General features: G+C 60.1%; 22 protein-coding genes. 14 read left to right on the plus strand and 8 right to left on the minus strand.

Annotated elements, in window-relative coordinates; translation table 11 throughout:
* Window positions 1-93: 93 nt before the first annotated feature.
* Window positions 94-2,613, plus strand: coding sequence for an ATP-dependent helicase HrpB (gene hrpB, locus AOC04_RS00115; RefSeq protein WP_060690616.1), 2,520 nt, complete (start codon window positions 94-96; stop codon window positions 2,611-2,613).
* A gap of 89 nt (window positions 2,614-2,702) precedes the next feature.
* Here the strand turns inward: hrpB and AOC04_RS00120 are convergent, their stop codons facing one another.
* Together AOC04_RS00120 and AOC04_RS00125 are read right to left on the minus strand one after the other, a co-directional pair.
* Complete coding sequence (locus AOC04_RS00120) at window positions 2,703-3,785, minus strand: endonuclease/exonuclease/phosphatase family protein (protein WP_060690617.1); 1,083 nt, start codon at window positions 3,783-3,785, stop codon at window positions 2,703-2,705.
* Between the two features lie 88 nt (window positions 3,786-3,873).
* On the minus strand, window positions 3,874-4,533 hold the full coding sequence (locus AOC04_RS00125; protein ID WP_060696826.1) for a YciC family protein: 660 nt from the start codon (window positions 4,531-4,533) through the stop codon (window positions 3,874-3,876).
* 176 nt (window positions 4,534-4,709) lie between these two features.
* Between AOC04_RS00125 and AOC04_RS00130 the strand changes: the two genes are divergently transcribed.
* The 5 genes from AOC04_RS00130 (at window position 4,710) to AOC04_RS00150 (ending at window position 9,082) form a co-directional block, all read left to right on the plus strand.
* Window positions 4,710-5,381: a DUF2076 domain-containing protein gene (locus tag AOC04_RS00130; RefSeq protein ID WP_060696827.1), complete on the plus strand. Its 672-nt coding sequence runs from the start codon at window positions 4,710-4,712 to the stop codon at window positions 5,379-5,381.
* 125 nt (window positions 5,382-5,506) lie between these two features.
* The gene (locus AOC04_RS00135; protein ID WP_060690618.1) at window positions 5,507-5,983 is read left to right on the plus strand and encodes an NYN domain-containing protein; all 477 of its coding nucleotides are present in this window, start codon (window positions 5,507-5,509) and stop codon (window positions 5,981-5,983) included.
* 28 nt (window positions 5,984-6,011) lie between these two features.
* Window positions 6,012-6,623: a 3'-5' exonuclease gene (locus AOC04_RS00140; RefSeq protein WP_060690619.1), complete on the plus strand. Its 612-nt coding sequence runs from the start codon at window positions 6,012-6,014 to the stop codon at window positions 6,621-6,623.
* A 163-nt stretch (window positions 6,624-6,786) separates the two neighbouring features.
* A complete protein-coding gene (gene yedA / locus AOC04_RS00145; RefSeq protein WP_060690620.1) occupies window positions 6,787-7,677 on the plus strand; it encodes a drug/metabolite exporter YedA in 891 nt (296 codons plus the stop codon).
* A 67-nt stretch (window positions 7,678-7,744) separates the two neighbouring features.
* Window positions 7,745-9,082 (plus strand): DEAD/DEAH box helicase, encoded by a 1,338-nt coding sequence (locus AOC04_RS00150; RefSeq protein WP_003444029.1) that lies wholly within the window; start codon window positions 7,745-7,747, stop codon window positions 9,080-9,082.
* A gap of 39 nt (window positions 9,083-9,121) precedes the next feature.
* Here AOC04_RS00150 and AOC04_RS00155 read toward each other — a convergent pair whose 3' ends face one another.
* A complete protein-coding gene (locus AOC04_RS00155; protein WP_060690621.1) occupies window positions 9,122-10,357 on the minus strand; it encodes a TIGR03862 family flavoprotein in 1,236 nt (411 codons plus the stop codon).
* Window positions 10,358-10,621: 264 nt separating this feature from the next.
* Window positions 10,622-11,542 carry a histone deacetylase family protein gene (locus AOC04_RS00160; protein WP_060690622.1) on the minus strand — a complete coding sequence of 307 codons (921 nt, stop codon included), beginning with the start codon at window positions 11,540-11,542 and terminating at the stop codon, window positions 10,622-10,624.
* 90 nt (window positions 11,543-11,632) lie between these two features.
* Here AOC04_RS00160 and AOC04_RS00165 point away from each other — a divergent pair, with 90 nt between their 5' ends.
* The 3 genes from AOC04_RS00165 (at window position 11,633) to AOC04_RS00175 (ending at window position 13,745) form a co-directional block, all read left to right on the plus strand.
* A complete protein-coding gene (locus tag AOC04_RS00165) occupies window positions 11,633-12,202 on the plus strand; it encodes a GNAT family N-acetyltransferase (protein WP_060690623.1) in 570 nt (189 codons plus the stop codon).
* An 86-nt stretch (window positions 12,203-12,288) separates the two neighbouring features.
* Entirely contained in the window at window positions 12,289-13,158 is an 870-nt protein-coding gene (gene tesB, locus AOC04_RS00170; RefSeq protein WP_060690624.1) for an acyl-CoA thioesterase II, read from the plus strand.
* Window positions 13,155-13,745, plus strand: a complete 591-nt coding sequence (locus AOC04_RS00175) for an HAD family hydrolase (protein WP_060690625.1) — start codon at window positions 13,155-13,157, stop codon at window positions 13,743-13,745. Before tesB ends, AOC04_RS00175 begins: the two co-directional genes overlap by 4 nt.
* 81 nt (window positions 13,746-13,826) lie before the next feature.
* On the opposite strand, the gene AOC04_RS00180 is transcribed toward AOC04_RS00175, so the two are convergent.
* Window positions 13,827-14,807 carry an alpha/beta hydrolase gene (locus AOC04_RS00180; RefSeq protein WP_418054956.1) on the minus strand — a complete coding sequence of 327 codons (981 nt, stop codon included), beginning with the start codon at window positions 14,805-14,807 and terminating at the stop codon, window positions 13,827-13,829.
* 6 nt (window positions 14,808-14,813) lie between these two features.
* Window positions 14,814-15,707 (minus strand): KPN_02809 family neutral zinc metallopeptidase, encoded by an 894-nt coding sequence (ypfJ, locus tag AOC04_RS00185; RefSeq protein WP_060690627.1) that lies wholly within the window; start codon window positions 15,705-15,707, stop codon window positions 14,814-14,816.
* A gap of 253 nt (window positions 15,708-15,960) precedes the next feature.
* Here ypfJ and pcaQ point away from each other — a divergent pair, with 253 nt between their 5' ends.
* From pcaQ to pcaG, 3 genes are all read left to right on the plus strand, one after another.
* On the plus strand, window positions 15,961-16,890 hold the full coding sequence (gene pcaQ / locus AOC04_RS00190) for a pca operon transcription factor PcaQ (RefSeq protein ID WP_060696828.1): 930 nt from the start codon (window positions 15,961-15,963) through the stop codon (window positions 16,888-16,890).
* A gap of 181 nt (window positions 16,891-17,071) precedes the next feature.
* Window positions 17,072-17,791: a protocatechuate 3,4-dioxygenase subunit beta gene (gene pcaH, locus AOC04_RS00195; RefSeq protein WP_060690628.1), complete on the plus strand. Its 720-nt coding sequence runs from the start codon at window positions 17,072-17,074 to the stop codon at window positions 17,789-17,791.
* 11 nt (window positions 17,792-17,802) lie between these two features.
* Window positions 17,803-18,408, plus strand: coding sequence for a protocatechuate 3,4-dioxygenase subunit alpha (gene pcaG / locus AOC04_RS00200; protein WP_060690629.1), 606 nt, complete (start codon window positions 17,803-17,805; stop codon window positions 18,406-18,408).
* 60 nt (window positions 18,409-18,468) lie between these two features.
* On the opposite strand, the gene AOC04_RS00205 is transcribed toward pcaG, so the two are convergent.
* Window positions 18,469-19,353, minus strand: a complete 885-nt coding sequence (locus AOC04_RS00205; protein WP_060690630.1) for a DMT family transporter — start codon at window positions 19,351-19,353, stop codon at window positions 18,469-18,471.
* Window positions 19,354-19,398: 45 nt separating this feature from the next.
* Window positions 19,399-20,727: an MFS transporter gene (locus AOC04_RS00210; protein ID WP_060690631.1), complete on the minus strand. Its 1,329-nt coding sequence runs from the start codon at window positions 20,725-20,727 to the stop codon at window positions 19,399-19,401.
* 226 nt (window positions 20,728-20,953) lie between these two features.
* On the opposite strand from AOC04_RS00210, the gene quiC reads away from it, so the two are divergent.
* Together quiC and AOC04_RS00220 are read left to right on the plus strand one after the other, a co-directional pair.
* Entirely contained in the window at window positions 20,954-22,864 is a 1,911-nt protein-coding gene (quiC, locus tag AOC04_RS00215) for a 3-dehydroshikimate dehydratase QuiC (protein ID WP_060690632.1), read from the plus strand.
* A 71-nt stretch (window positions 22,865-22,935) separates the two neighbouring features.
* Complete coding sequence (locus AOC04_RS00220) at window positions 22,936-23,613, plus strand: TetR/AcrR family transcriptional regulator (protein ID WP_060690633.1); 678 nt, start codon at window positions 22,936-22,938, stop codon at window positions 23,611-23,613.
* Window positions 23,614-23,668 lie beyond the last annotated feature (55 nt).

Below are 23,668 nucleotides of genomic sequence, written 5' to 3' on the forward strand. Positions count from 1 at the left end.
TCGAAGAAGCTTGAAGAGTCGAACCCGGGATTAAGACCGTGCTTAATGCCGAACGGTTCGCCGTTATACTCGCCGCTCTGTTCTGGAGCCACCATGATTTCTTTGCCGATTGATGAAGTTTTACCCGCGCTGCGCCAGGCCTTGCGTGAACGCCACGAGGCGGTGCTCGAAGCCCCCCCCGGCGCCGGTAAAACCACCCGGGTCCCGCTGGCCCTGTTAAACGAGCCCTGGCTCGCCGGGCAGAAGATTCTGATGCTCGAACCCCGGCGTCTTGCGGCCCGTGCCGCGGCAGAGCGTTTGGCCAGTGAACTGGGGGAAAAGGTCGGCGAAACCGTCGGATACCGGATCAGGTTAGACAGCAAGGTGGGGCCGGACACCCGCATCGAAGTGGTCACTGAAGGCATCCTCACCCGGCGCTTGCAGCACGACCCGGCGCTCGAAGGTGTGGGGTTGCTGATCTTTGACGAATTCCATGAGCGTAGTCTGGATGCCGACCTGGCCTTGGCTTTAAGCCTCAATGGCCGCGAGCTGTTTCGCGATGAGCAACCGCTGAAAATCTTGCTGATGTCGGCCACCCTTGAAGGTGAGCGTCTGGCCAGCTTGCTCGATGACGCGCCGGTGCTGCGCAGCGAAGGGCGGATGTACCCGGTGGCCATGCGTTGGGGGCGCCCGTTTGTGCCTGGCGAGTTCATCGAGCCGCGGGTGGTGCAAACGGTGCTCGATGCCATCAGCGATGACAGCGGCAGCCTATTGGTGTTCTTGCCCGGTCAGGCCGAAATTCGCCGGGTCCATCAACAGTTGGCTGATGCGCTGGGTTCGCGCAGCGACATCCTGCTGTGCCCGCTGCATGGTGAACTGGACCTGAATGCGCAGCGTGCGGCGATCGAGCCTGCTCCCGCAGGCAGGCGCAAAGTGGTGCTGGCGACCAACATTGCCGAGACCAGCCTGACCATCGATGGCGTGCGGGTGGTGATAGATGCCGGGCTGGCGCGGGTGCCACGTTTTGACCCCGGCAGCGGCATGACCCGTCTCGACACCCAGCGCATCTCGCGGGCCAGCGCCACCCAACGTGCCGGCCGGGCCGGACGCCTGGAGCCTGGCGTCTGTTATCGCCTGTGGTCCGAAGACCAGCACGCGCAATTGGCGGCCTATAGCAGTGCGGAAATCCTCCAGGCCGATCTGGCCGGGCTGGCGCTGCAACTGGCGCGCTGGGGAGTGACCCCGGAGCAACTGATCTGGCTGGATCTGCCACCCTCGGCAAGTTATGCACAGGCCCGGCAGTTGCTTGAGCGGCTGGGGGCTTTGCACACCGCAAAACTCACCCCCCACGGCGAAGCCATGGCCGAACTGCCCGCGCACCCGCGCATTGCTCATCTGTTATTGCGCGGGCAAGAACTGGGTCTGGCCGAGATGGCCAGCGATGTCGCGGCGCTCTTGGGCGAGCGCGACATCCTGCGTGGTGCCGGGGCGGATGTGCACAGCCGTCTGGCCTTGCTCCAGGGTGAAAGCCGCGGGGCACGTTGCGGGCAGGGCGGTGTGCAACGGGCCCGGCAACTGGCCCGGCAATATCGGGGCTACCTGCGCGGCAAGGCCACACAGCCCGTTGCTGATCCCGATCATCCGCGCTGGCTGGGCGCCTTGCTGGCGCTGGCCTATCCCGACCGCGTTGCGCAACAACGCAAACCCGGCGGCGCAGAATATCGGCTGGCCAATGGCCGGGCGGCGTTATTCAGCGAGGTCGACGGCCTGATGAAGCATCCCTGGCTGGTGATCGCCGATCTGGGCAGTCGTCAGGGGCAGCGTGAAGAACGGATCTACCTGGCGGCCGAGCTTGATCCCGGGTTGCTCGACAGCGTGCTCAGTGAGCAGGTCAGCGTTGTCGACCAGCTTGACTGGGACGAGCGTGAAGGGGTGTTGCGCGCCGAACGCCAGCGCAAGGTCGGTGAACTGGTGCTTGGCCGTGAGCCGCTGACCGGGCTGGACGCCGCGGCGCGCACCGGGGCGCTGGTCAATCTGGTCCGGCGCAAGGGCCTCGAGTTGCTGCCCTGGACCCCGGAACTGCGCCAGTGGCAGGCACGGGTGATGCTTTTGCGTCAGCTCGATCTGGCTGCCCAAGGGCAAAGCGAATGGCCGGATGTGAGTGATGCGGCGCTGCTGGCTTCACTTGAGGATTGGCTGGCGCCGTACCTGGAGCGCGTCTCGCGCCTGAGTCATTTCGCCAGCCTCGACCTGTCCGGCATTGTGCATAACTTGCTCAAATGGCCCTTGCCCCAGCGGCTGGACGAACTGGCGCCGCATCACATCAAGGTACCGTCGGGTTCGTCGGTGCGTCTGGACTACAGCGAATACCCGCCGATTCTGGCTGTGCGCCTGCAAGAACTGTTCGGCCTGGCCGATACCCCGCGCATCGCCGGTGGCCGGCAGGTGGTCAAGTTGCACCTGCTGTCGCCGGCAAGACGCCCGGTGCAAGTGACTCAGGATCTGGCCAACTTCTGGCGCAGCACCTACAGCGAAGTAAAGAAGGATTTGAAGGGGCGCTATCCGAAACACTACTGGCCCGACGACCCGCTGATAGCCGAGCCCACGGCCCGGATCAAGCCCCGTAAACCCTGAAGCTTGCAGCTCGACCCCATAGATGCGAGCTGTTGTCTTCAAGAGCTCGCGAGGCAAGCTCGCTCCTACAGATGCAGATATAGGGGGGGTCAATCAATCGGTAACAAAAACCGCCCCATCACCGGCAGGTGGTCGGAAATGCTCAGCGTATCTTCCTGGCGCACATAGGCTTCAATGCGCTGCAGTTTCGGGCTGTAGAACAGGTAATCCAGGGTGCGGTCAGGGGCTTGAACGCGCGGGTCATTGGGGAAGTGGGTCAGCCACAGTTCGCGGTCGATGCCGGTGGCTTCGGGGTTGCTGGGGACCATCGGGTATTTTTCCCACAGCAGGTGCAATTCACTGTCCGGTGAATAGCCCGCTCGCAGTTCGGCGGGCAAGCGCAAGAACTGGCCAATGGGCAACAGGTTGAAATCACCGCCAATCAACCAGGGCGTGCCCTGGCTCTCGAACTTGTCCAGCAGTACACCCGTGGCCTGCATTTGATGGAGCAGGTTGCTGTTGTCCAGTGACGGGGCGTCGAACTGGGTGTTGATGGCAATTATTTGCCCGCCGTCGTTTAGCGGCAGGTAGTTAACCAGCAGTGCAGGTTTTGGCTGGAACTGGCGGCTGATGATATTGGCTTCGGCCACCGGCAATTGCAGGCGCTCGGCATGTTCGATCTGGTAACGGCTGAGGGTCACCAGTTTGCGTCCGACACTGCCCAGAATATGCCAGTCGGGCACCAGGTCGGCCTTCCAGGTAAAGGCCTGGGTGCTGCACGGGTACAGATCGACCAGGCGTTCCTGCAACAGCGCGAGCTGGTCCTGATAGTCACTGGCCTTGGCGTTTTCATCGAGCTCTTGCAGCAGCACCAGATCGGGCTGCTCATCGCGTATCACCCGCGACACTTCATCCAGGCTGAATGCCATGTCTTCACGGGTCGGGCGCAGATCCGGGCCGCTGCCGTCCACCAGGTTGTACCAGAACACATAACGCTTGCCTGCCAGGTATTGAACGTTCCAGGTCATGACCTTGAGCGCCTGGCCCGGCACCAGCACCGGTGCGGTGGCCGGGCAGCTGAGCGCCAGCACCTCTTTGGCATCGGGTCGCCACGTAACGCTGTAAATCAGGCTCGCCAGCACGGCGGCGACCAGCAGCAAACCTAACAGGGTGGGGCGTAATAAACGTGGCATGGGCTCAGCTTATGACGTAGCGGGAATTGCCGAGGATACCGGACCGCAGTCCGGCACCCAAGGACAGGTGAATAGTGAATCTTCTCTCTTACTTGTCGGACGGTTCGCCGATTAGCATAAACAAGCGGTACAGCACGACCGACAAAAACAGCTGCAAAAAGCTGTTGGCACTCTCCAGCGCCAGCGAGAGCAAAGGATTCTCGTCTTTCTGGAACAGCGAGAAGCTCAATTCCTTGAGCAACATCAGCGGCCCGAGTACCGCCAGCAAGCAGACAAAAATCCGCCAGAAGTGCCCGCGGCTCATGGCGAAGCTCGATTTCAGGGCCGTCAGCGGGGCGTCACCGCGCAATACCAGGCGGTATTCGGCAAACGCAAACACAACGGTCAGAAAAATACCGGGGACAAAAAACATCGACAGCCCGAGCACAATCAGCAACGTACTGATGGCGGCGAGCAATGCGAACCTGGGCCACAGGGTGAGGGCTTGGGCCAGCAGCTCCCGGTTGCGCGGGCTTTCGCCACGGCTGCGGGCGTCAAGGAACAGAATCAACGCGCCGGTATACAGCGGGTACAGCAGCAAACCCACAAGCAGGCCGTAACCGGGCGACGGATCGGGGCCCACGGCGTTATCAACCATGTGCTGCAGCACTGCTTCAAGGATCACCAGCGGCAAGCACAGCGCCACGATCTGGCCCAGGTTGCGCTGGAAGAAATACAGGGAGTCGCGAATAACGGTCAGCGGATTCATGGTCAGGCATCGGCAGTCAAAAGCGGTGCGCCACTTTAACCGATGCCACGCGATGGTGAGCAAATGTAAACGTTGAGTAAGGGTCATTGAAACTTCTTGTTACGACCCCATAACCTGAATGACCTCCTGCAATGTGCATGGGTCATGGTTTTTATCGGCAATCCCGTGAGGTCGTCATGAACAGCGAAGAGCAAACCCTGATTGACGGGCTGTTTACCCGGTTACAACAGGCTGAAAACGACGCGGCCCCGCGCGATGTCCAGGCACAGGAGCGGATCAACCAGCATCTGGCCCGTCAGCCTGCGGCGGCTTACTACATGACTCAGGCGATTCTTGTGCAAGAGGCCGCGCTCAAGCAGCTCGACCAGCAGAACAAGCAGTTGCAGGCCGAGCTCGATCAGGCTCGGGCCGCGCCTGCACCAGCGCCTGCCAGCGGTGGTTTTTTGTCCGGCATGTTTGGTGGCGGTAACCGTCCACCTGCACCTGCCCCTGCCGCCTCGGGCGGCTGGCGTGACGGGCCATCGTCGCCACCTCCAGCGCCTGCCTATTCGGCTGCGCAAGCCGCGGCGCCGGTTGCGCCTGCTGCGGGTAGCAGCTTCCTTGGCGGCGCCCTGAAAACCGCCGCCGGTGTGGCGGGCGGGGTGATGCTGGCGCAAGGTATCAGCAGCCTGTTCAGCCACAATCAACAGCCGCAAGTGGTTGAGGAAATCATCGAGCAACCGGTACCGGCCAGCGACAGCGGCTGGGGCAATGGTAACCAGCAGTTTGCCAATAATGATGGGCCCGGCATTGAAGACGTCGGCCTGGACGATGATGACTTCTTTTCTGACGACGACTCCTTCGTCTGATAACTCGCTGCCCGGCGTGTGATTGCACGCCGGGCGGTTAATCCGCGCAAAATCCCGGCAGGCTGGCATACTGCGGCCTTGTTTTTCAGCTGCTGCCCGCTTGCCTGGGCACATGAGGTTTGCCGGTGAAAAGAATTGCGGTCTTCGCGGATGTGCAGAACCTCTATTACACAGTTCGCCAGGCTTATGGCTGCCACTTCAATTACGCTGCGCTATGGGCCGACATCAGCCAACGCGGTGAAATTGTCGAGGCCTACGCTTATGCGATTGACCGGGGTGACAGCAAACAGCAGCAGTTTCAGCAGATCCTGCGCAACCTGGGCTTTACGGTAAAACTCAAGCCCTATATCCAGCGCAGCGATGGTTCGGCCAAGGGCGACTGGGACGTAGGCATCACCATCGACATCATGGACATTGCGGCCAATGTCGATGAAGTGGTGCTGGCCTCGGGAGACGGCGATTTCGATCTGCTGCTCGAACGCATTGCCAGCAAGCACGGGGTCGACACCGTGGCCTATGGGGTGCCCGGCCTTACCGCCAACTCATTGATTCGTGCCGCTGGCCGTTATGTGCCGATTGAAGGCAGCTTGCTGCTCAAGTAATTTCCATTTTTTACAGGATTGACCCGGTTTGGAACGCATCGCCGTAATTGACTTTGAAACCACTGGTATCTCCCCGAGCAGCACGTGTCGGGCGACAGAAATTGCGGTGGTGATTCTGGAGCAGGGGCGCATTGTCGAGCGTTACCAGAGCCTAATGAACGCGGGCGTGCGGGTACCGGGTTTTATCGAGCAATTGACAGGCATCAGCAACGCCATGTTGCGCACTGCACCGTCTGCACAGCAGGTGATGAACGAGGTCAACGAGTTTGTGGGTATCACGCCCCTGCTGGCGCACAACGCAGCCTTCGACCAAAAATTCTGGGATTTCGAGATGGGGCTCATCAAGCGCACCCGTCTGCAACACTTTGCCTGCTCCTTGCTGCTGGCGCGGCGTTTGATGCCGGCGGCGCCCAATCACAAACTGGGCACCCTCACCACCTTCGCCCAATTGCCCCATACAGGTCAGGCTCACCGGGCCATGGCCGATGCTGAAATGGCAGCCAACCTGACGACCCACCTGGCTGAGCAACTGCGTCAAAAGCACGGCCTGCGAGAGTTGAACCACGATCTGTTGCGCAGCCTGCAAAAAATTCCTGCCGCCAAAATCAACGAACACCTCAAGCGCTGCCGCGGGTTCTGAAGAACAGGGCCTGTGCAGGAGCGCGCGTGTTCGCGAGCCTTTAGCAGCGGCCCTGTCGCCGGCCAAAAGTGTACGGCCACTTTTGGCCGGTTCTGTAACTTAATATTGCCCCGCGCTTTGGCTAGACTCCCTCATCCCCTGCCTCTGCCTTTGAGCTGCCTCCATGCCTGCCGCACGTCGTTTTCCGCTACAACTGATCGGTGCCTTTTTTGCGTTGTATGTGATCTGGGGGTCGACCTATCTGGTCATCCGTATCGGTATTGAGTCCTGGCCACCGCTGATGATGGCCGGGGTCCGTTTTCTGGTGGCAGGCAGCTTGATGTACGGTTTCATGCGCTGGCGCGGGTCGCCCGCACCGACCTTCGTCCAGTGGCGCGCAGCAGGCATGATCGGCTTTCTGTTGCTGGCCTGCGGCAACGGTGGCGTGACGCTGGCGGAACACTCCGGGGTCGCCTCGGGCGTCGCGGCACTGGCCGTGGCCACCGTGCCGTTGTTTACCTTGCTGTTCGGCTACTTCTGGGGCGCACGCAATACCCGTCTGGAATGGGCCGGGATTGTCCTGGGGCTGATCGGTATCGGCATGCTCAACCTTGGTACCAACCTGCAGGCCAGCCCGATGGGTGCGGCGATGATTTTGTTTGCCGCCGCTGCCTGGGCGTTCGGTTCGGTGTGGAGCCGGCACTTGCCGCTGCCTGCCGGGCCGATGGCCAGTGCCGCCGAAATGCTGGTGGCGGGCGCCGTGCTCCTGGCCGGCAGCCTGTTAAGTGGCGAACGCATGACCCAGATGCCGACGGCCGCAGGCTGGGGCGCATTGCTCTATCTGGTGTTCTTCGGTTCGATCATTGCCTTCAGTGCCTACATGTACCTGCTGAAAAACGTACGCCCCGCGGCGGCCACCAGTTACGCCTACGTCAACCCGGCCGTGGCCGTGATGCTGGGCATTGCATTCGCAGGCGAGAGCATCGGTTTTGAGGAGTGCCTGGCGATGGCGGTCATCATCAGCGCCGTGGTGTTGATCGGGTTGCCGCAGTGGCGCAAGCAGAAACCGGTCTGAATTAGGGTAAACTGCGCGCCATTGCAACTTATGCGCCCCTGCGCTGACCTTTTTCGACGGTATCCCCATGACATTCGCCACCCTTGGCCTGATCGAACCCTTGCTGCGCGCTCTTGAGACGCTCGGCTACAAGACCCCAACCCCGGTTCAGGCCCAAGCGATCCCCGCAGTGCTGGCTGGCCGCGACCTGATGGCCGCAGCCCAGACCGGCACCGGCAAAACGGGCGGTTTCGCCCTGCCGCTGCTGCAGTCGCTGACCATGGAAGGTCCGAAAGTTGCCAGTAACATGGTGCGCGCCCTGGTCCTGGTGCCAACCCGGGAACTGGCCGAACAGGTTCACGAGAGCATTCGCCAGTACGCCGAGCATTTGCCGTTGAGCACTTATGCGGTCTACGGCGGCGTCAGCATCAACCCGCAAATGATGAAAATGCGCAAAGGGGTTGATGTGCTGGTGGCAACGCCGGGTCGTCTGCTCGACCTTTATCGCCAGAAAGCGATCAAGTTCACCCAGCTGCAAACCCTGATCCTCGACGAAGCGGACCGCATGCTCGATCTGGGCTTCTCTGAAGAGCTGCGTGATATCTACCGCGTGTTGCCGAAAAAGCGCCAGACCCTGCTGTTCTCGGCGACCTTTTCTGACGCGATCCGCCTGTTGGCCGAGCAGATGCTCGACAACCCGCTGAGCATCGAAGTCAGCCCGCGCAACGTGGCGGCCAGCAGCGTCAAACAATGGATCATTCCGGTCGACAAAAAGCGCAAGCCGGAACTGTTCCTGCATTTGCTGCGTACCCAGCAGTGGAAACAAGTGCTGGTGTTTGCCAAAACCCGTAACGGTGTGGATGAACTGGTGGGCAAGCTGCAAGGCCTGGGCATCAACGCGGACGGCATTCACGGCGACAAGCCGCAGGCCACCCGCCAGCGCGCGCTGGACCGGTTCAAGGCCAGTGAAGTACAGATCCTGGTCGCGACCGATGTTGCTGCCCGTGGTCTGGATATTGAAGACCTGCCGCTGGTGATCAACTTCGACATGCCGATCGTGGCCGAAGACTACATTCACCGCATTGGCCGCACTGGCCGTGCCGGTCAGAAGGGCGAAGCGATTTCGTTTGTCTGCGCCGATGAAGTGAACATGTTGTCGGCAATCGAGATGCTGACCCGTCAGACCTTGCCGCGCCACGAGCAACAGGATTTCGAGCCGGAGCACCGGGTCCCCGAGACTGATGCAACCGGTCAGGTGATCAAAAAACCGAAGAAGCCGAAAAAACCGAAAACCTCAGGCGGTGGCGGCAAGCGCAACTTGGGCAAATGGGTCGACAGCGGCGAAGCGGCACCGGTTGAACCTTCGGTCAAACCCGTGCGTAAAGTTCCTGTGTTCAACACCGGCCCGCGCAAGCGCAAGCCGTAAGCCAAACCCGCTTGTCCGCGACGCCGTCGCGGGCAAGCGTCAGGCTTTAAGCCAGCTCAAAACCCCCAACCCTGCGGCCCGGCCACTGGCAAAACAGCCTGTGAGCAAATAGCCGCCGGTGGGGGCTTCCCAATCGAGCATTTCACCCGCGCAGAACACCCCCGGCATGGCTTTGAGCATCAGGTTTTCATCCAGCGCTTCAAACCGTACACCTCCCGCGCTGCTGATGGCCTCGTCCAATGGACGGGTGTTTATCAGGTTCAGTGCCAAGCCTTTAATCGCCTGGGCCAGTCGCAGCGGATCGGCAAAGCACTCGGCAGGCGCCAGTTCGCGCAACAGCGCGGCTTTCACCCCGTCCAGCCCCAGTTGACTGTGCAGATGCTTGCTCATGGAGCGCGAGCCGCGAGGCTTGGCCAGTGCTGCGGCAACTTTATCCACAGGCTTGCCCGGCAGCAGATCGATCAGGATGGTGGCGACCCCCTGTTGATTGATCGCTTCACGAATCAGCGCCGACCAGGTGTAAATCAGGCTGCCTTCAATACCGCTGGCGGTAATGACGCACTCACCCAGGCGCGCAGGGCTGTCGGGCATGCCTATCGCAATGTTCTTGAGCGGTGCTCCGGCAAATTTGCTGCGCAGCACTTCGCTCCATCCCGCCACATCAAACCCGCAATTGCTCGGCTGCAGCGGCGCCAGTTCCACCCCGCGCTCGGCCAGAAGCGGCATCCACGCACCGTCCGAACCCAGGCGAGCCCAACTGCCGCCGCCCAGCGCCAGTAACAGCGCATCCGGCTTGAGCTGCTTTTCACCGTCCGGGCTGTCGATTCGCAACTGGCCATCGGCTTGCCAGCCCAGCCAGCGATGGCGGGTGTGGATAACTACCCCGGATTCGCGCAATCGCTTGAGCCATGCGCGCAGCAAGGGAGCGGCTTTCATATCGGTGGGGAACACCCGCCCAGAACTGCCGACAAAGGTTTCAATCCCCAGGTCGTGAATCCACTGACACAAGGCCTGGGCATCGAAAGCCCGCAGCAGCGGGGCGATCTGCGGTGCCCGCTCTGCATAACGTGAGAGGAACGCCGGGTAGGCTTCGGAATGGGTGATGTTCATACCACCGACACCGGCCAGCAGGAACTTGCGTCCCACCGAAGGCATGGCGTCATACAGATCGACCCGCACCCCGGCCCGGCTCAACACTTCGGCGGCCATCAGACCTGCGGGACCACCGCCAATAATGGCAACGTGACGGGAAGGGGAGGTGGTGGGCTCAGTCATGGCGGGGCTGCAAATCGGCGAAATAAGCCGCGTATTCTACCTGACTAATCCGCCTGTGCCCTGTGGGAGCTGGCTTGCCAGCGATGGCACCGATGCCAGGATAATGCCAATTGCGTCGCCTGCATCGCTGGCAAGCCAGCTCCCACAGAAGAAGGATGTTGTCTGTATGAAAAACGTACAGCTCTCTGCAGCCCGTACGCGGCGTGCCCTGCAAGCGCTTTCACTCAGGTTATCCACAGGCAGTTCCACAGGCATTGTGGGTAATTAGTGGCAGCCGGAAGACACCCAGACCTTCTGCGCACTGTGATGCAGGATCCCGTGGCGTCGGGCCAGCGCTTTGCGATCTTTGCTGTAACCGCCGCCGATCACTCCGACTACCGGGATATCGCGGCCCAGACAGTGGCGCATCACGCTCTCATCGCGGGCGGCCACGCCTGCATCGGTCAGTTTCAAATAACCCAGGGCATCGTCCTGATGAACATCGACACCCGCGTCGTACAGCACCAGATCGGGCTGATACAGCGCCAGCAAGTAATTGAGCGCATCATCGACCACTTGCAGATATTCGGCATCCCCCATGCCCATGGGCAGGCCAATGTCCCAGTCGCTTTGCGCCTTGCGTGCCGGAAAATTCTTTTCGCAATGCAGGGAAACGGTAATTGCATCCGGCGTATGTTCAAGAATCCGCGCCGTGCCATCGCCCTGATGCACATCGCAATCGAAGATCAACACCCGGTTTACCCGTCCGCTTTCCAGTAAATAGCGGCTGATGACTGCCAGATCATTGAAGATGCAGAAACCCGCCGGGTGGTCGTAGTGCGCGTGATGGGTGCCGCCGGCCAGGTGACAGGCCAGCCCGTGCTCAAGCGCCTGCTCGGCCGCCAGCAAAGAGCCGCCCACCGCACGGATGGTCCGGCGCGCCAGTGCTTCACTCCAGGGCAGGCCCAGGCGTCGCTGGTCCTCGCGGGCCAGTTCACCGGCCATGTAACGCTCGATGTAGGCACGGTCATGGGCCAGCGCGAGGATATCCACAGGGCACAGTTCGGGACGCAGCAAGTCGGCATCACGGGTCAGCCCGGTCTGAACCAGGTGGTCGCGCAACAGGCGGAATTTATCCATCGGGAAGCGATGCTCCGCCGGGAACTCGGGACTGTAGTCATCGTGGTAAATCAGAGGTAAAGGCATAGGGATTTCGCGCCGAACGAGCGTTTGATATTAACAGCGCTGTACACTGCAAGGTATTCGAAAAGCCCGGTAACAAATCGGAGAGAACAGATGGAGCAGATCAAAGAGCTCGAAAGTGCCCGTTTGCGATTACGTCCCTGGCGTGACACAGATTTGCCTGAGTTTGCTGCGATGTCTGCCGACCCTCAGGTGATGCGCTATTTTCCTGCGCCCCTGAGCCGTCTCGAAAGTGCCGCGCTGATTGGCCGGATTCGTGGCCACTTTGCCGAATACGGCTACGGGCTGTGGGCGCTGGAGCGCAAGGACACGGGAGCCTTCATCGGCTTTACCGGGTTGCTCAATGTCAATTTTGACGCGCCGTTCAGCCCGGCAGTTGAAATTGGCTGGCGTCTGGATCCGCAACATTGGGGCCTGGGATATGCCAGTGAGGCGGCCTGGGCCGTGCTGCGCTGTGCCTTTGACCGATTGGCGCTGGATCAGGTGGTGTCATTCACCAGCCAGCTCAACCTGCCGTCACAAAAGGTCATGCAGGCGATCGGCATGCAGCACGATCCTGACGGCGACTTTGAACATCCCCGCCTGCCTGAAGGGCATCCGCTACGGTCACATGTGCTGTATCGCATTACGCGGGCCCAGTGGCTGGAAACCCTGCACGGCTGAGCAGGTGGAGAGTGGCGAAAGCCGAAATTTTGTTGACCTGCGTAGCCAAGACTGCGCCGGTATTGCTCTGTGTGAGGAGAGTCTGAATGAGCCAAGTGTTGGAAGATCTGGTCAATTTGCTGACCCTGGAACCGATCGAAGAGAACCTCTTTCGCGGCTGCAGTCAGGACCTGGGCTTTCGCCAGTTGTTCGGCGGTCAGGTACTCGGGCAATCGTTGTCGGCCATGAGCCAGACAGTCGAAGACGCGCGGCACGTGCACTCGATGCACGGCTATTTTTTGCGCCCGGGGGATGCAGGGTTGCCGGTGGTCTATCAGGTGGACCGGGTGCGTGACGGCGGCAGTTTCAGTACGCGCCGGGTGACCGCGATCCAGAAGGGCCAGCCGATTTTTACCTGCAGTGCATCATTCCAGTACGACGAAGCCGGCTTTGAGCACCAGACCCCGATGCCCGATGTGGTGGGCCCGGAAAACCTGCCCTCGGAACTCGAAATGATCCGTCAGCGCGCGCATCTGATCCCCGAATCGATGCGTGAAAAGCTGCTGTGCGCCAAGCCCATCGAGTTTCGTCCGGTGGTGGGCGAAGACCCGTTCAACCCCAAGATCACCGACCCGATCAAGTACGTATGGTTTCGTGCCGATGGCGCACTGGCTGACTCGCCGGCGCTGCACAAATACCTGCTGGCCTATGCCTCGGACTTCGGTTTGCTGACCACCTCGCTGCTGCCCCATGGCAAAGGCGTGTGGCAAAAGGATATGCAGGTTGCCAGCCTTGATCACGCGCTGTGGTTCCACCAGGACCTGCGTGCCGATGACTGGTTGCTGTACGCCATGGACAGCCCGTGGGCGGGGAATTCACGCGGGTTCTCCCGCGGTAGCGTCTATAACCGCGCAGGCCAGCTGGTCGCGTCGGTTACACAAGAAGGTTTGATTCGCCATCGCAAGGACTGGGCATGACACTCAAGGATGTAAAACACTGGGTTTTCGACATGGACGGCACTTTGACCGTTGCCGTGCATGACTTTGCTGCGATTCGTCGCGCGCTGGATATCCCAGCGCAAGACGATATTTTGACCCACCTCAACGGCTTGCCTGCGCACGAAGCGCAAGCCAAGCACGCCTGGTTGCTGGAGCACGAGCGTGAACTGGCATTGGCCTCAACTCCTGCGCCCGGCGCGGTTGAGCTGGTGCGCGAGCTGGCGGCCCGCGGTTGTCGCCTGGGGGTGCTGACCCGCAATGCCCGGGAGCTGGCGCATATCACCCTGGAGGCCATTGGCCTGGCGCCATTCTTTGCGCCACAGGATGTGCTCGGCCGCGACAATGCAGCCCACAAGCCTGACCCCGACGGCCTGTTGCAACTGGCCCGGGCGTGGGAGGTCGCGCCGTCACAGATGGTGATGGTCGGGGATTATCGTTTTGACCTGGATTGTGGGCGTGCGGCGGGCAGTAAAACCGTACTGGTCAACGTGCCCCAAAACCCGTGGCCGGAACTGACCGACTGGCATGCCCGGGACTGCTTCGAACTGCGCCAACTTATCGCCTGACCCCTGTAGGAGCGTGCTTGCTCGCGAGCTCTTCGCGGCTTCGTTGAAAAGCTCGCACCTACAGGTTTCAGGGGAGGAAAGTTACTCGCCGAACAACGCCTTCTGCCCCTCGGGCGAGGTGAACATCCGGTCGCCGTTGTGCCCGACCCCGGGGACTTCAATCAATCGCTGATTGAGGCCCTGTGGATGACGCCGGGTCAGATACCCGAAGTAATTCTTGCCCCGCACCAGCCTGAACGCGCCCTGGGCCTCGGCTTCGCAACGCTTGTCGAGGGCCGGGTGGTTGGGGTCGATATCCTCGGCGCCGAGCAAGTAAGTGATGTCTCGCCCCACGTAGGCGTGCTCAAGTTGCTGGGGGGGTTGCACCTTGGCATAGGCGGGCAACTCCTTGAGCCCGTACTTCCAGGTATTGAAGCCCGGGCAACTGGCCGGATCGAAGGCACGAACCGGTCGTTGCGCGTTGAAATACGCGTAAGACGAAGGGTTGGCAATTACATACCGCACCTTGATGCCATTGGCCTGCAACGCCTGATCAGCCTGGGTTGTCAGCGCGTAGCGCTGCACCACCTGCGCGCCTCCCGAGTGTCCGGCAACCACTACCTCGCGCAGGGCAGGGTAGCGTTTACGGTCATTGAGACGTTCCAGGATTTGGTCCAGCGCCGCGTAAGAACTGAGCGGCGTCGGGCTTGTGGCAGGTGCACCGCCCATCCAGTCATTGGCGTGCCAGCGCAATGTGTCGGCAGGCAGGCTATGGCGAGCAGCGTCGCTTTCGTTCAGAAACTGCGGAGCGATGATCAGGGTTGTGGATAACTGTCCGGCCTGCGTCGCCGCCTTTTCAACGCTGTGCAAGTAGGTCTGGGCATTGCGCAAACGGCCATGAATCACAATCAGTGCCCGCTGCATGTGGGGGAGGGGCTGCTGCCAGTCCTGGCTCAACCCGATACCCAGCTGGCCGGCGCCGGTGTTCAGATGCCCGGGGCTCAGCTCCCTGACCCCGTGCTCTGCTGCCTGAGCCCCGCTATAGACAATCAGCAGTCCAAGTATCGAAGCGATCAGACGCAGCCCCACTTAAAGCTTCGCTGCCGAAAAGGTGTCGCACTGGTTGACATCACCCTGCGCGAAACCGGTCTTGAACCACTTCACCCGTTGCGCCGATGTACCGTGGGTAAAGGAATCCGGCACCACGCGGCCCTGGCTTTGTTGCTGCAGGCGGTCATCGCCGATGGCATTGGCGGCGTTCAGGGCTTGCTCGATATCCCCGGGCTCCAGCCAGTTCAGGCGTTTTTGTGCATGGTTGGCCCAAACTCCCGCCAGGCAGTCGGCTTGCAATTCCTGGCGCACCAGCAAGCCACCTGCACCTTCCATGCGCTTGCCTTGTTGACGGGCCATTTGCATTTTTGACGAGATGCCCAGCAGGCTCTGTACGTGATGGCCGACCTCATGGGCGATTACATAGGCCTGGGCGAAGTCGCCACCGGCCTTGAAGCGCTGGGACATTTCCTGGAAGAAACTCATGTCCAGGTAAACCTTTTGATCTGCCGGGCAATAAAACGGCCCGGTGGCTGCTGAAGCAAAGCCGCAGGCGGAATTTACCTGGCCGCGAAACAGCACCAGTGTCGGGTCTTTATAGGTGCGTCCGGCCTGTTGAAAAATCTGACGCCAGGTGTCTTCGGTATCGCCCAGCACCGCGCGCACGAAGTCGGCTTGTTGATCATTGGCTGGCGGCGCATGCCCGGCTTGCTGAGTGACCTGGGGCGAGGACTGGTCGGTGAGCTGGCCGCTGAGTTGCCCGAGAATCTGCATCGGGTCCTGGCCGGTCAACAAGCCGATCCCGACAATCACCACTACCGCCATCAGGCTCAGGCCTTTGCCACCGCCAATGCGCATCCCGCCACCGCCCCCGGTGCTTTGATCACGCACGTCTTCCACGTTGTCGCTGCGTCGGCCTTTTTTCCAAAGCATGGGGCAATCCTCTGATAAATCCTGTTGATAAGTGTTGTTGCTGAACAGGGGCTTCACCAGCCCGGTTGTCAGACGCCTGTTCAGTGCGCAAGGAGTATGGCAGTTACCGCGCCAGGCACTGCAAAAGCAGGTGCTGGCACGGCTGACAGATTAGCCCGGCCCGGCAAAAAGACCGCCAGTGCCTGAATAGAGTTCCGGGCCCCGCGCTGAAGTGGTTGAATACGGCCTGTACCCGCCCCGAGTTGTCAGCCTTGTGAACATTGATACCCGCATCAAATACCGGCACCTGGTGTGCTTTCTGGAAATGGCACGTCAGGGTAGCCTGGCGCGGGCGGCGGATGTGCTGGCAGTGAGTCAGCCGGCCATGTCAAAAACCCTCAAGGAGCTCGAAGAGCTGTTGACGGTCAGCCTGTTTGTACGCAGTAAATCCGGGATAACCCTGACCGAGGCCGGTGTGGCATTCCTGCGGTATGCGACGCCATCGGTGCAGGCGTTGCGCGAAGGGGTCAATGCCTTGCGCGGTGGCGAGTATGCGGGCGGGACGGTACGCCTGGGGGTGTTGTCGACCGTTGAAAGTCTGCTGATACCCGAGTTGGTGCGCCGCCTGCATGCGCGGCATTCGTCGCTGGTGGTGAGCGTGGTGACGGGGCCGAGCGCGTACCTGTTGTCGCAGTTACGGGTAGGGGATGTTGATCTGGTGGTGGGGCGGATGACGGACAGCCCGCAAATCCAGGGGATGAATTTTGAACATCTTTACAGCGAATCCATGACCCTGGTGGTGCGTGCTGGCCACCCGCTGACGCAATCGCCGCTGGATCGCAGCTGGCTGGAAAACTACCCGCTGGTCCTGCCGCTGGCCAATACCACCATCCGTGCCTTTGCCGACAGCCTGTTCGTACAGTGCGGCATCAGCCAGTCCCGTCAGCGTCTGGAGACCCTGTCGATTAGCCTGAGCCGGCGTTATGTGCTGGATAACGATGCGGTCTGGATTGCACCGCTGGATGCCGTGCGCCTGGATCTGGCAAGCGGTGAGCTGCAAGAAGTCGACCTCGGCCAGCGCGAACCGGGTGGCTCGATCGGTATTTGCAGCAACGCCCATGTGCCAATGTCGGTGGCTGCACAGGGCTGTGTCGAAGTGCTGCGCGAGTTGGGGCAGGCCTATTGCGAAGGTGTTTATCCATAACCATATGGTTATGGGTTGAGGATGCCTTTTCAGTAGTCCCCACCTGCCTGTTGTTTGAAACTGGCCATTAACTGCCTGCTCCGCCCTGACCTTTGTAGGAGCGAGCTTGCTCGCGAGCAAGCTCGCTCCTACAAAGGTCAGGGGAGGGGCATGGCCTTTATAAAAACAACAGGAGATCGACATGTCTGATGCAGACAGCCGGCGTTTTGTCATCCGTGACCGCAACTGGCACCCCAAAGCGCTGACCCCTGATTACAAAACCTCCATTGCCCGTTCGCCGCGCCAGGCACTGGTGAGCATCCCGCAATCGGTCAGTGAAACCAGTGGTCCTGACTTTTCCCATCTTCAATTGGGCAAGTTTGACAACGATCTGCTGCTCAACTTCAACAATGGCGGTTTGCCGGTGGGCGAGCGGATTCTGTTGTCGGGCCGCGTATGCGATCAGTACGGCAAGCCGATTCCCCACACTCTGGTCGAGATGTGGCAAGCCAACGCCGGTGGCCGTTATCGCCACAAAAACGACCGTTACCTGGCGCCCCTGGACCCCAACTTTGGTGGCGTGGGCCGTACCCTGACCGACAGCCAGGGCTATTACAGTTTTCGGACCGTAAAACCGGGACCGTATCCTTGGCGTAACGGGCCCAATGACTGGCGCCCGGCGCACATCCACGTCTCCATCAGCGGTCCTTCGATCGCGACGCGCCTGATTACCCAGCTGTATTTCGAGGGGGATCCGCTGATCCCTATGTGCCCGATCGTCAAGTCGATTACCAATCCGGATGCCGTGCAAAGCCTGATTGCACGGCTGGACATGGGCGCTGCCAATCCAATGGATTGCCTGGCATATCGCTTTGATATCGTGCTGCGCGGTCAGCGCAAGACACACTTCGAAAACTGCTGAGGAGCTTCGTCATGCCTATCGAACTGCTGCAGGAAACCCCATCGCAAACGGCTGGCCCCTATGTGCATATCGGCCTGGCACTGGCCGCGGCCGGCAACCCGGCACGCCCAGTGGAAATCTGGAGCGAGATGGCCAAACCCGGCGCGCCGGGCGAGCACATCCTGTTGCTAGGCAACGTGCACGACGGTAACGGGCACCTGGTGCGCGATTCATTTCTGGAACTGTGGCAAGCCAACCATGAAGGGGTTTACGACGAAGACTTTGATTCGGAAAAAGGCTTCAACAGCTTTGGCCGTACCGCCACCACCTTTGATGCCGGTGAATGGACCCTGAACACCATCAAGCCGGGGGTGGTAAATAACGCAGCTGGCGTGCCAATGGCGCCGCACATCAACGTGTCGCTGTTTGCCCGGGGCATCAATATCCACCTGCAGACCCGCCTGTACTTCAGCGACGAGCCTGAGGCCAATGGCAAATGCCCGGTGCTCAACCTGATCGAGCAACCGCAGCGTCGCGAAACGCTGATCGCCCGGCGTTGCGAAGTGGATGGCAAGCCGGCCTACCGGTTTGATATCTACCTGCAGGGGCCAAACGAAACGGTGTTTTTCGACTTCTAAAGCCCTGTAGGAGCGAGCTCTTAAATGCTCGCGAGCAAGCTCGCTCCTACATAAAAGGGTTCAGGCGCGTGCGCGGCGTTGCTGCAAGGCCGCCGCCAGGCCGCTGATGCAGATAATGGCGATGCCGATACGGGTAGTGAAGTCAGGTGTGTGATCAAAAAGTAACCAGCCCAATATCCCGGAAAACACGATCTGGCAATAGCTGAACGGCGCCAGCAGTGCCGGGGCCGCGACGCGAAAAGACTGGGTCAACAGCAAGTGTGCCGTCATGCCAAAAGCGCCCAGGGCAAGCATCTGCAGGCCATGCGCCAGGGTCGGGGTGTGCCAGAAGAACGGCACCAGCGCGCTCATCACCAGCACATTGAATAGCCCGGCAAAGAAGTTGCTGGTCGTCGGGCTGTCATACGCGCTGAGTTTGCGGGTGAGAATCTGATAGCAGCTAAAACACAACGCTGCCGCCATCGGTAATAACACCGCCGGGGTGAATAATTCGCCGCCCGGATGAATGATGATCACCACGCCGATAAATCCGCAGACCACGGCCAGCCATTGGCCGAGTGAAACCTTCTCACCCAGCAACGGCCCGGACAATGCAGCCACCAGCAGCGGCGCCAGAAAGTTAACCGCGGTGTTTTCGGCCAACGGAATAAACAGCAGGCCGTAGGTAAAAAACAACCCTGACCCCAGCAGGCATATTGCCCGCAAGACCTGTAGCAAAGGGCGCTTGCTACGTAAGACCCGCAGCCCGGACTGCGGCAGGAAAATCCCGGCCATCAGCAGGGTGTGCACCAGATAACGGGCCCACACCACCATCACGACCGGATAAAAACCACTGAGGTACTTGGACAGTGCGTCGTGACTGGAGAACAGGGCCGTGGCCGCCACAATCAGCAGGATGCCTTTCAAAGGCTGGTTAACCCCTGAAAGGGGGGTGGGCATTGTCATCAAATACCTCAATCTGTCGCTGCGTGGGGAGGTCTGGCCCGCTTTCTATACCTGTGGGATTTTTCGCGGAGCCATGAAGTACATCCACACTAACGCAATGAAGTACATCGCCGGAATCATAGTGAACAACAATGTGTAATTGTTGTTGGTGACAGTCAGTACATAGCCCACGAACTGGGTCATGAACATCCCGCCAATGGCAGCACACATCCCGCCAAAGCCGAACACGGTGCCCATCATGTGTTTGGGCGTGTAGTCCATCACCATGCTCCATACGTTGGCCGTCCAGGCCTGGTGCGCGCCGAGTGCCAGGGCAATTGCGCCGACAGCCACCCACAGCTGGCTGGAGCCTGCGGCCATCACCACGCCAATGATGGAGATGGCACACAACAGCATTGAAACCAGGCGTGCCTTGACCGCCGCCATGCCGCGCTTGATCAGTACCGAAGACAGAATCCCGCCGCCGACGCTGCCGAAGTCAGCGGTGATGTAGATGATGATCAGCGGGATACCCATCTGCGTGACGCTGATCCCCAGGTTGTACTGCTGGTTGAGGAAGGGCGGCAGCCAGTAAAGATAGAACCAGAACACAGGTGCCGTCATGGCGTAGGACAAGGCAAATGCCCAGGTGCCGCGCATCTTGAGGATGGTGGCAAAAGAAACGGTGGTCTGCTCCGGCTCTTTTTCTTGCTGGATGTAGCTCAGTTCCTCTTTGGAGACAGTCGGATGATCTTCAGGGTTGTAGTACTTCAACCCCCAGAAGATCAGCCAGATACCGCCCAGTGCGGCCATGCACAAGAAGGCGGCTTGCCAGCCCCATACATGCAGCACCAGGGGCAACAGCATCGGCGTAAACATGGCCCCAACGTTGGTCCCGGCGTTGAATATGCCGCTGGCCACTGCCCGTTCGCTGGCCGGAAACCACAGGCGCGTGGTCTTGACGCAGGCCGGATAGTTGGCTGCTTCGGTCAAACCGAGAATAAAGCGGCAGATCATGAAGCCCGCGGCCGACGTGGCCAGGCCATGGGCGCCCGTGGCCAGGCTCCAGAGCAATACGGCGCAGAAGAACACGCGTTTTACGCCCACCCGGTCGATCAGGCGCCCTTGCAGGACGAAGCCGATGGCGTAGCCCACCTGAAACCAGAAATTGATGTTGGCGTAGTCCATCGCCGTCCAGCTCATTTCTTTGGCCAGAATCGGTTGCATCACGCCCAGGGCGGCGCGGTCGATGAAGTTCAGGGTGGTGGCGAAAAACACCAGTGCGAGCATGCCCCAGCGGGTCTTGCCGAGCGCCATGGTGCCGCGGATCTTGTCGCCGATACCCGCATGTGGACCTTGGGCAGGCTTGGTACGTGCAGTCTGAGAAGGGACCATGGTTGTTTATCCGTTTCTTGGAATTGTTATGGGTGATGCCAGTGCTGGATGGATGGTGGCGACTGGATAAAAAGTCGTCAATTCGAGACAGGCCATAGTGTTCGATAATCGCACGCAAAACTAACTGTTTGGTACACAGTGATTGCTCAATAATAGGGCGCCCTTAATAATCAGGCCATCAAGAAATACTGTCGTCTGCAGGCTGTGCCAATTCCGGGAGTTAAAAATGAAGCGTTCGATTGCCACTGTTTCTTTGAGCGGCACTTTGCCGGAGAAGCTGGATGCCATTGCGGCGGCAGGTTTTGACGGGGTCGAAATCTTTGAAAACGACCTGCTTTATTATGACGGCAGCCCGCGCGAGGTGCGCCAGATATGTGCAGACCTGGGCCTGGCCATCAGCCTGTTCCAGCCCTTTCGCGATTTTGAAGGCTGCCGCCGCGACCGCCTGGCACGCAACCTGGACCGTGCCGAACGCAAATTCGATTTGATGCAGGAACTGGGCACCGACCTGGTGCTGGTGTGCAGTAACGCCTCTGCCGATTGCGTGGGCGAGCGGCAGATTTTGCTGGATGACCTGAGCCTGCTCGCCGAACGCGCCGGTGCGCGCAATTTACGTATCGGCTACGAGGCCCTGGCATGGGGGCGCCACGTGAATACCTGGCAACAGGTCTGGGACCTGGTGCGTCAGATCGACCATCCGAGCCTGGGTGTTTTGCTCGACAGCTTCCACACCTTGTCGCTCAAGGGGGATCCGAGTGCCATTGCGCAGATCCCGGGTGACAAGATCTTCTTCGTACAAATGGCCGATGCGCCCGTGCTGGCGATGGACGTGCTGGAGTGGAGCCGTCATTTCCGCTGCTTCCCGGGGCAGGGCGAGTTCGACCTGCCGGGCTTTTTGGCGCCGATCATTCAGAGTGGCTACACAGGTCCCTTGTCGCTGGAAATTTTCAATGACGGCTTTCGCGCGGCGCCTACCCGGGCCAATGCCGCTGACGGTTTTCGTTCGCTGTTGTATCTCGAAGAAAAAACCCGTGAACGTCTGGCTCGCCAGGGCGAACCGGCAACGCTGCTGGAGCCGTTATTCGCGCCGCCAAAGGCGAGTGACTACGACGGCATCGAGTTTCTCGAATTTGCCGTGGATGACAGTCAGGGCGCCCAGTTGACGCAATGGTTTGAGCGTCTGGGCTTCAGCAAGGCCGGTCAGCATCGTTCGAAAAATGTCAGCTTGTTGCGCCAGGGCGATATCAATCTGATTCTCAATGCTGAGCCTTACTCGTTTGCACACAACTTTTTCGAGGCCCACGGGCCTTCGTTGTGCGCCACCGCCATACGGGTACAGGACAGCACCAGCGCACTGGCCCGCGCCGTGGCCTACAAAGGCCAGCCGTATCGCGGGCTGGTCGGCCCCAACGAGCTGGAACTGGCGGCCGTGCGGGCGCCGGATGGCAGTCTGATTTATCTGGTGGACCAGGACGCTGCAGGCAACCCGCTGTACCAGTCCGACTTCAACCTCACGGCGGTCCCTGCTGCGCAAGGCGGGCTTAAACGCATTGACCACATGGCCATGGCGTTACCGGCGGACAGCCTCGACAGTTGGGTACTGTTCTATAAAGGCCTGCTGGACTTTGAAGCCGATGACGAAGTGGTACTCCCTGACCCCTATGGTCTGGTCAAAAGCCGGGCATTGCGTAGCCGATGCAGCTCCATTCGCTTGCCGCTGAATATTTCCGAGAATAGAAACACCGCGATCTCACATGCTTTGTCGAGTTATCGCGGCTCCGGCGTACATCACATCGCATTCGAGTGTGACGACCTGTTTGCCGAGGTCAGCCGTGCCAAATCTGCGGGCGTACCGCTGCTGGATATCCCGCTCAACTACTACGACGATCTGGCGGCGCGCTTTGATTTTGATGATGAGTTTTTGAGCGAGCTGGCCTATTTCAACGTGTTGTACGACCGTGATGCCCAGGGTGGTGAACTGTTTCACGTGTACACCGAGCCTTTTGCCGGGCGTTTCTTCTTTGAGTTGCTGCAGCGCAAAAACGGGTATGCCGGCTATGGCGCGGCCAACGTCCCCGTCAGGTTGGCGGCGATGGCCAAGTCCCGCAGTGGTGCCGCGCGTCAGGCCAAGTTATAGGTCGGGCGACTTCCTTCGATGGACGGGGCGGCCCATAATCGCGGGCATTCCCAGATGGCCGTGAGCCTTTAATGACCCAGATTCCAGAAGTCGACACCGGCGCCACGGCCCCGGTTGTCGAACCGCGTAAAAGCCGTAAAAACAACCCGGAAAAGACCCGCGAAAACATTCTGCAAGAAGCCCTTGTCGAATTTGTGGAGCAGGGGTTGGCGGGGGCACGGGTGGACGCGATCGCGGAGCGCACCAACACCTCCAAACGCATGATCTATTACTACTTCACCAGCAAGGAGCAGCTCTACGTCGAAGTACTGGAGAAGCTCTACGGTGAGATCCGGCACATTGAAAGCCAGTTGCATCTCGAGGAGCTGGCGCCGGTGCCGGCGATTCGCAGGCTGGTGGAATTCACTTTTGACCACCACGACCTGAACGCGGACTTTGTGCGCATGGTCAGCGTCGAAAATATCCACAAGGGTGAGTACATCAAACGTTCGTCAGGCATCAAAGCCCTGAACGACACAATCGTGCATGCGCTGGAAGAAATCTTGCAGCGAGGGGTGCAGCAGAAGGTGTTTCGGCCGGGGCTCAATGCGCTCGACGTCCACTTGCTGGTGAGTTCGTTCTGCTTTTATCGGGTGTCGAACCGCTACACGCTGGGTGAGATTTTTCAGATCGATTTGTCCGACAGCCAGATAAAGCAGCGTCAGCGCGAGATGATTACCGACTCGGTTTTACGCTATTTGCAGGCGTGATATCCCCGGGCTTGACGGCAGAATATGGGTAGCCGCTGCCTGGGGCAGGGCTACC

This window comes from Pseudomonas versuta, from assembly GCF_001294575.1.
Lineage (GTDB): Bacteria > Pseudomonadota > Gammaproteobacteria > Pseudomonadales > Pseudomonadaceae > Aquipseudomonas > Aquipseudomonas versuta.

Coding starts and splice junctions, on each gene's coding strand:
- hrpB (WP_060690616.1), top strand. CDS start 94: ATGATTTCTTTGCCGATTGATGAAGTTTTACCCGCGCTGCGCCAGGCC.
- AOC04_RS00120 (WP_060690617.1), bottom strand. CDS start 3,785: ATGCCACGTTTATTACGCCCCACCCTGTTAGGTTTGCTGCTGGTCGCC.
- AOC04_RS00125 (WP_060696826.1), bottom strand. CDS start 4,533: ATGAATCCGCTGACCGTTATTCGCGACTCCCTGTATTTCTTCCAGCGC.
- AOC04_RS00130 (WP_060696827.1), top strand. CDS start 4,710: ATGAACAGCGAAGAGCAAACCCTGATTGACGGGCTGTTTACCCGGTTA.
- yedA (WP_060690620.1), top strand. CDS start 6,787: ATGCCTGCCGCACGTCGTTTTCCGCTACAACTGATCGGTGCCTTTTTT.
- AOC04_RS00150 (WP_003444029.1), top strand. CDS start 7,745: ATGACATTCGCCACCCTTGGCCTGATCGAACCCTTGCTGCGCGCTCTT.
- AOC04_RS00155 (WP_060690621.1), bottom strand. CDS start 10,357: ATGACTGAGCCCACCACCTCCCCTTCCCGTCACGTTGCCATTATTGGC.
- AOC04_RS00160 (WP_060690622.1), bottom strand. CDS start 11,542: ATGCCTTTACCTCTGATTTACCACGATGACTACAGTCCCGAGTTCCCG.
- AOC04_RS00165 (WP_060690623.1), top strand. CDS start 11,633: ATGGAGCAGATCAAAGAGCTCGAAAGTGCCCGTTTGCGATTACGTCCC.
- tesB (WP_060690624.1), top strand. CDS start 12,289: ATGAGCCAAGTGTTGGAAGATCTGGTCAATTTGCTGACCCTGGAACCG.
- AOC04_RS00175 (WP_060690625.1), top strand. CDS start 13,155: ATGACACTCAAGGATGTAAAACACTGGGTTTTCGACATGGACGGCACT.
- ypfJ (WP_060690627.1), bottom strand. CDS start 15,707: ATGCTTTGGAAAAAAGGCCGACGCAGCGACAACGTGGAAGACGTGCGT.
- pcaH (WP_060690628.1), top strand. CDS start 17,072: ATGTCTGATGCAGACAGCCGGCGTTTTGTCATCCGTGACCGCAACTGG.
- pcaG (WP_060690629.1), top strand. CDS start 17,803: ATGCCTATCGAACTGCTGCAGGAAACCCCATCGCAAACGGCTGGCCCC.
- AOC04_RS00205 (WP_060690630.1), bottom strand. CDS start 19,353: ATGACAATGCCCACCCCCCTTTCAGGGGTTAACCAGCCTTTGAAAGGC.
- AOC04_RS00210 (WP_060690631.1), bottom strand. CDS start 20,727: ATGGTCCCTTCTCAGACTGCACGTACCAAGCCTGCCCAAGGTCCACAT.
- quiC (WP_060690632.1), top strand. CDS start 20,954: ATGAAGCGTTCGATTGCCACTGTTTCTTTGAGCGGCACTTTGCCGGAG.
- AOC04_RS00220 (WP_060690633.1), top strand. CDS start 22,936: ATGACCCAGATTCCAGAAGTCGACACCGGCGCCACGGCCCCGGTTGTC.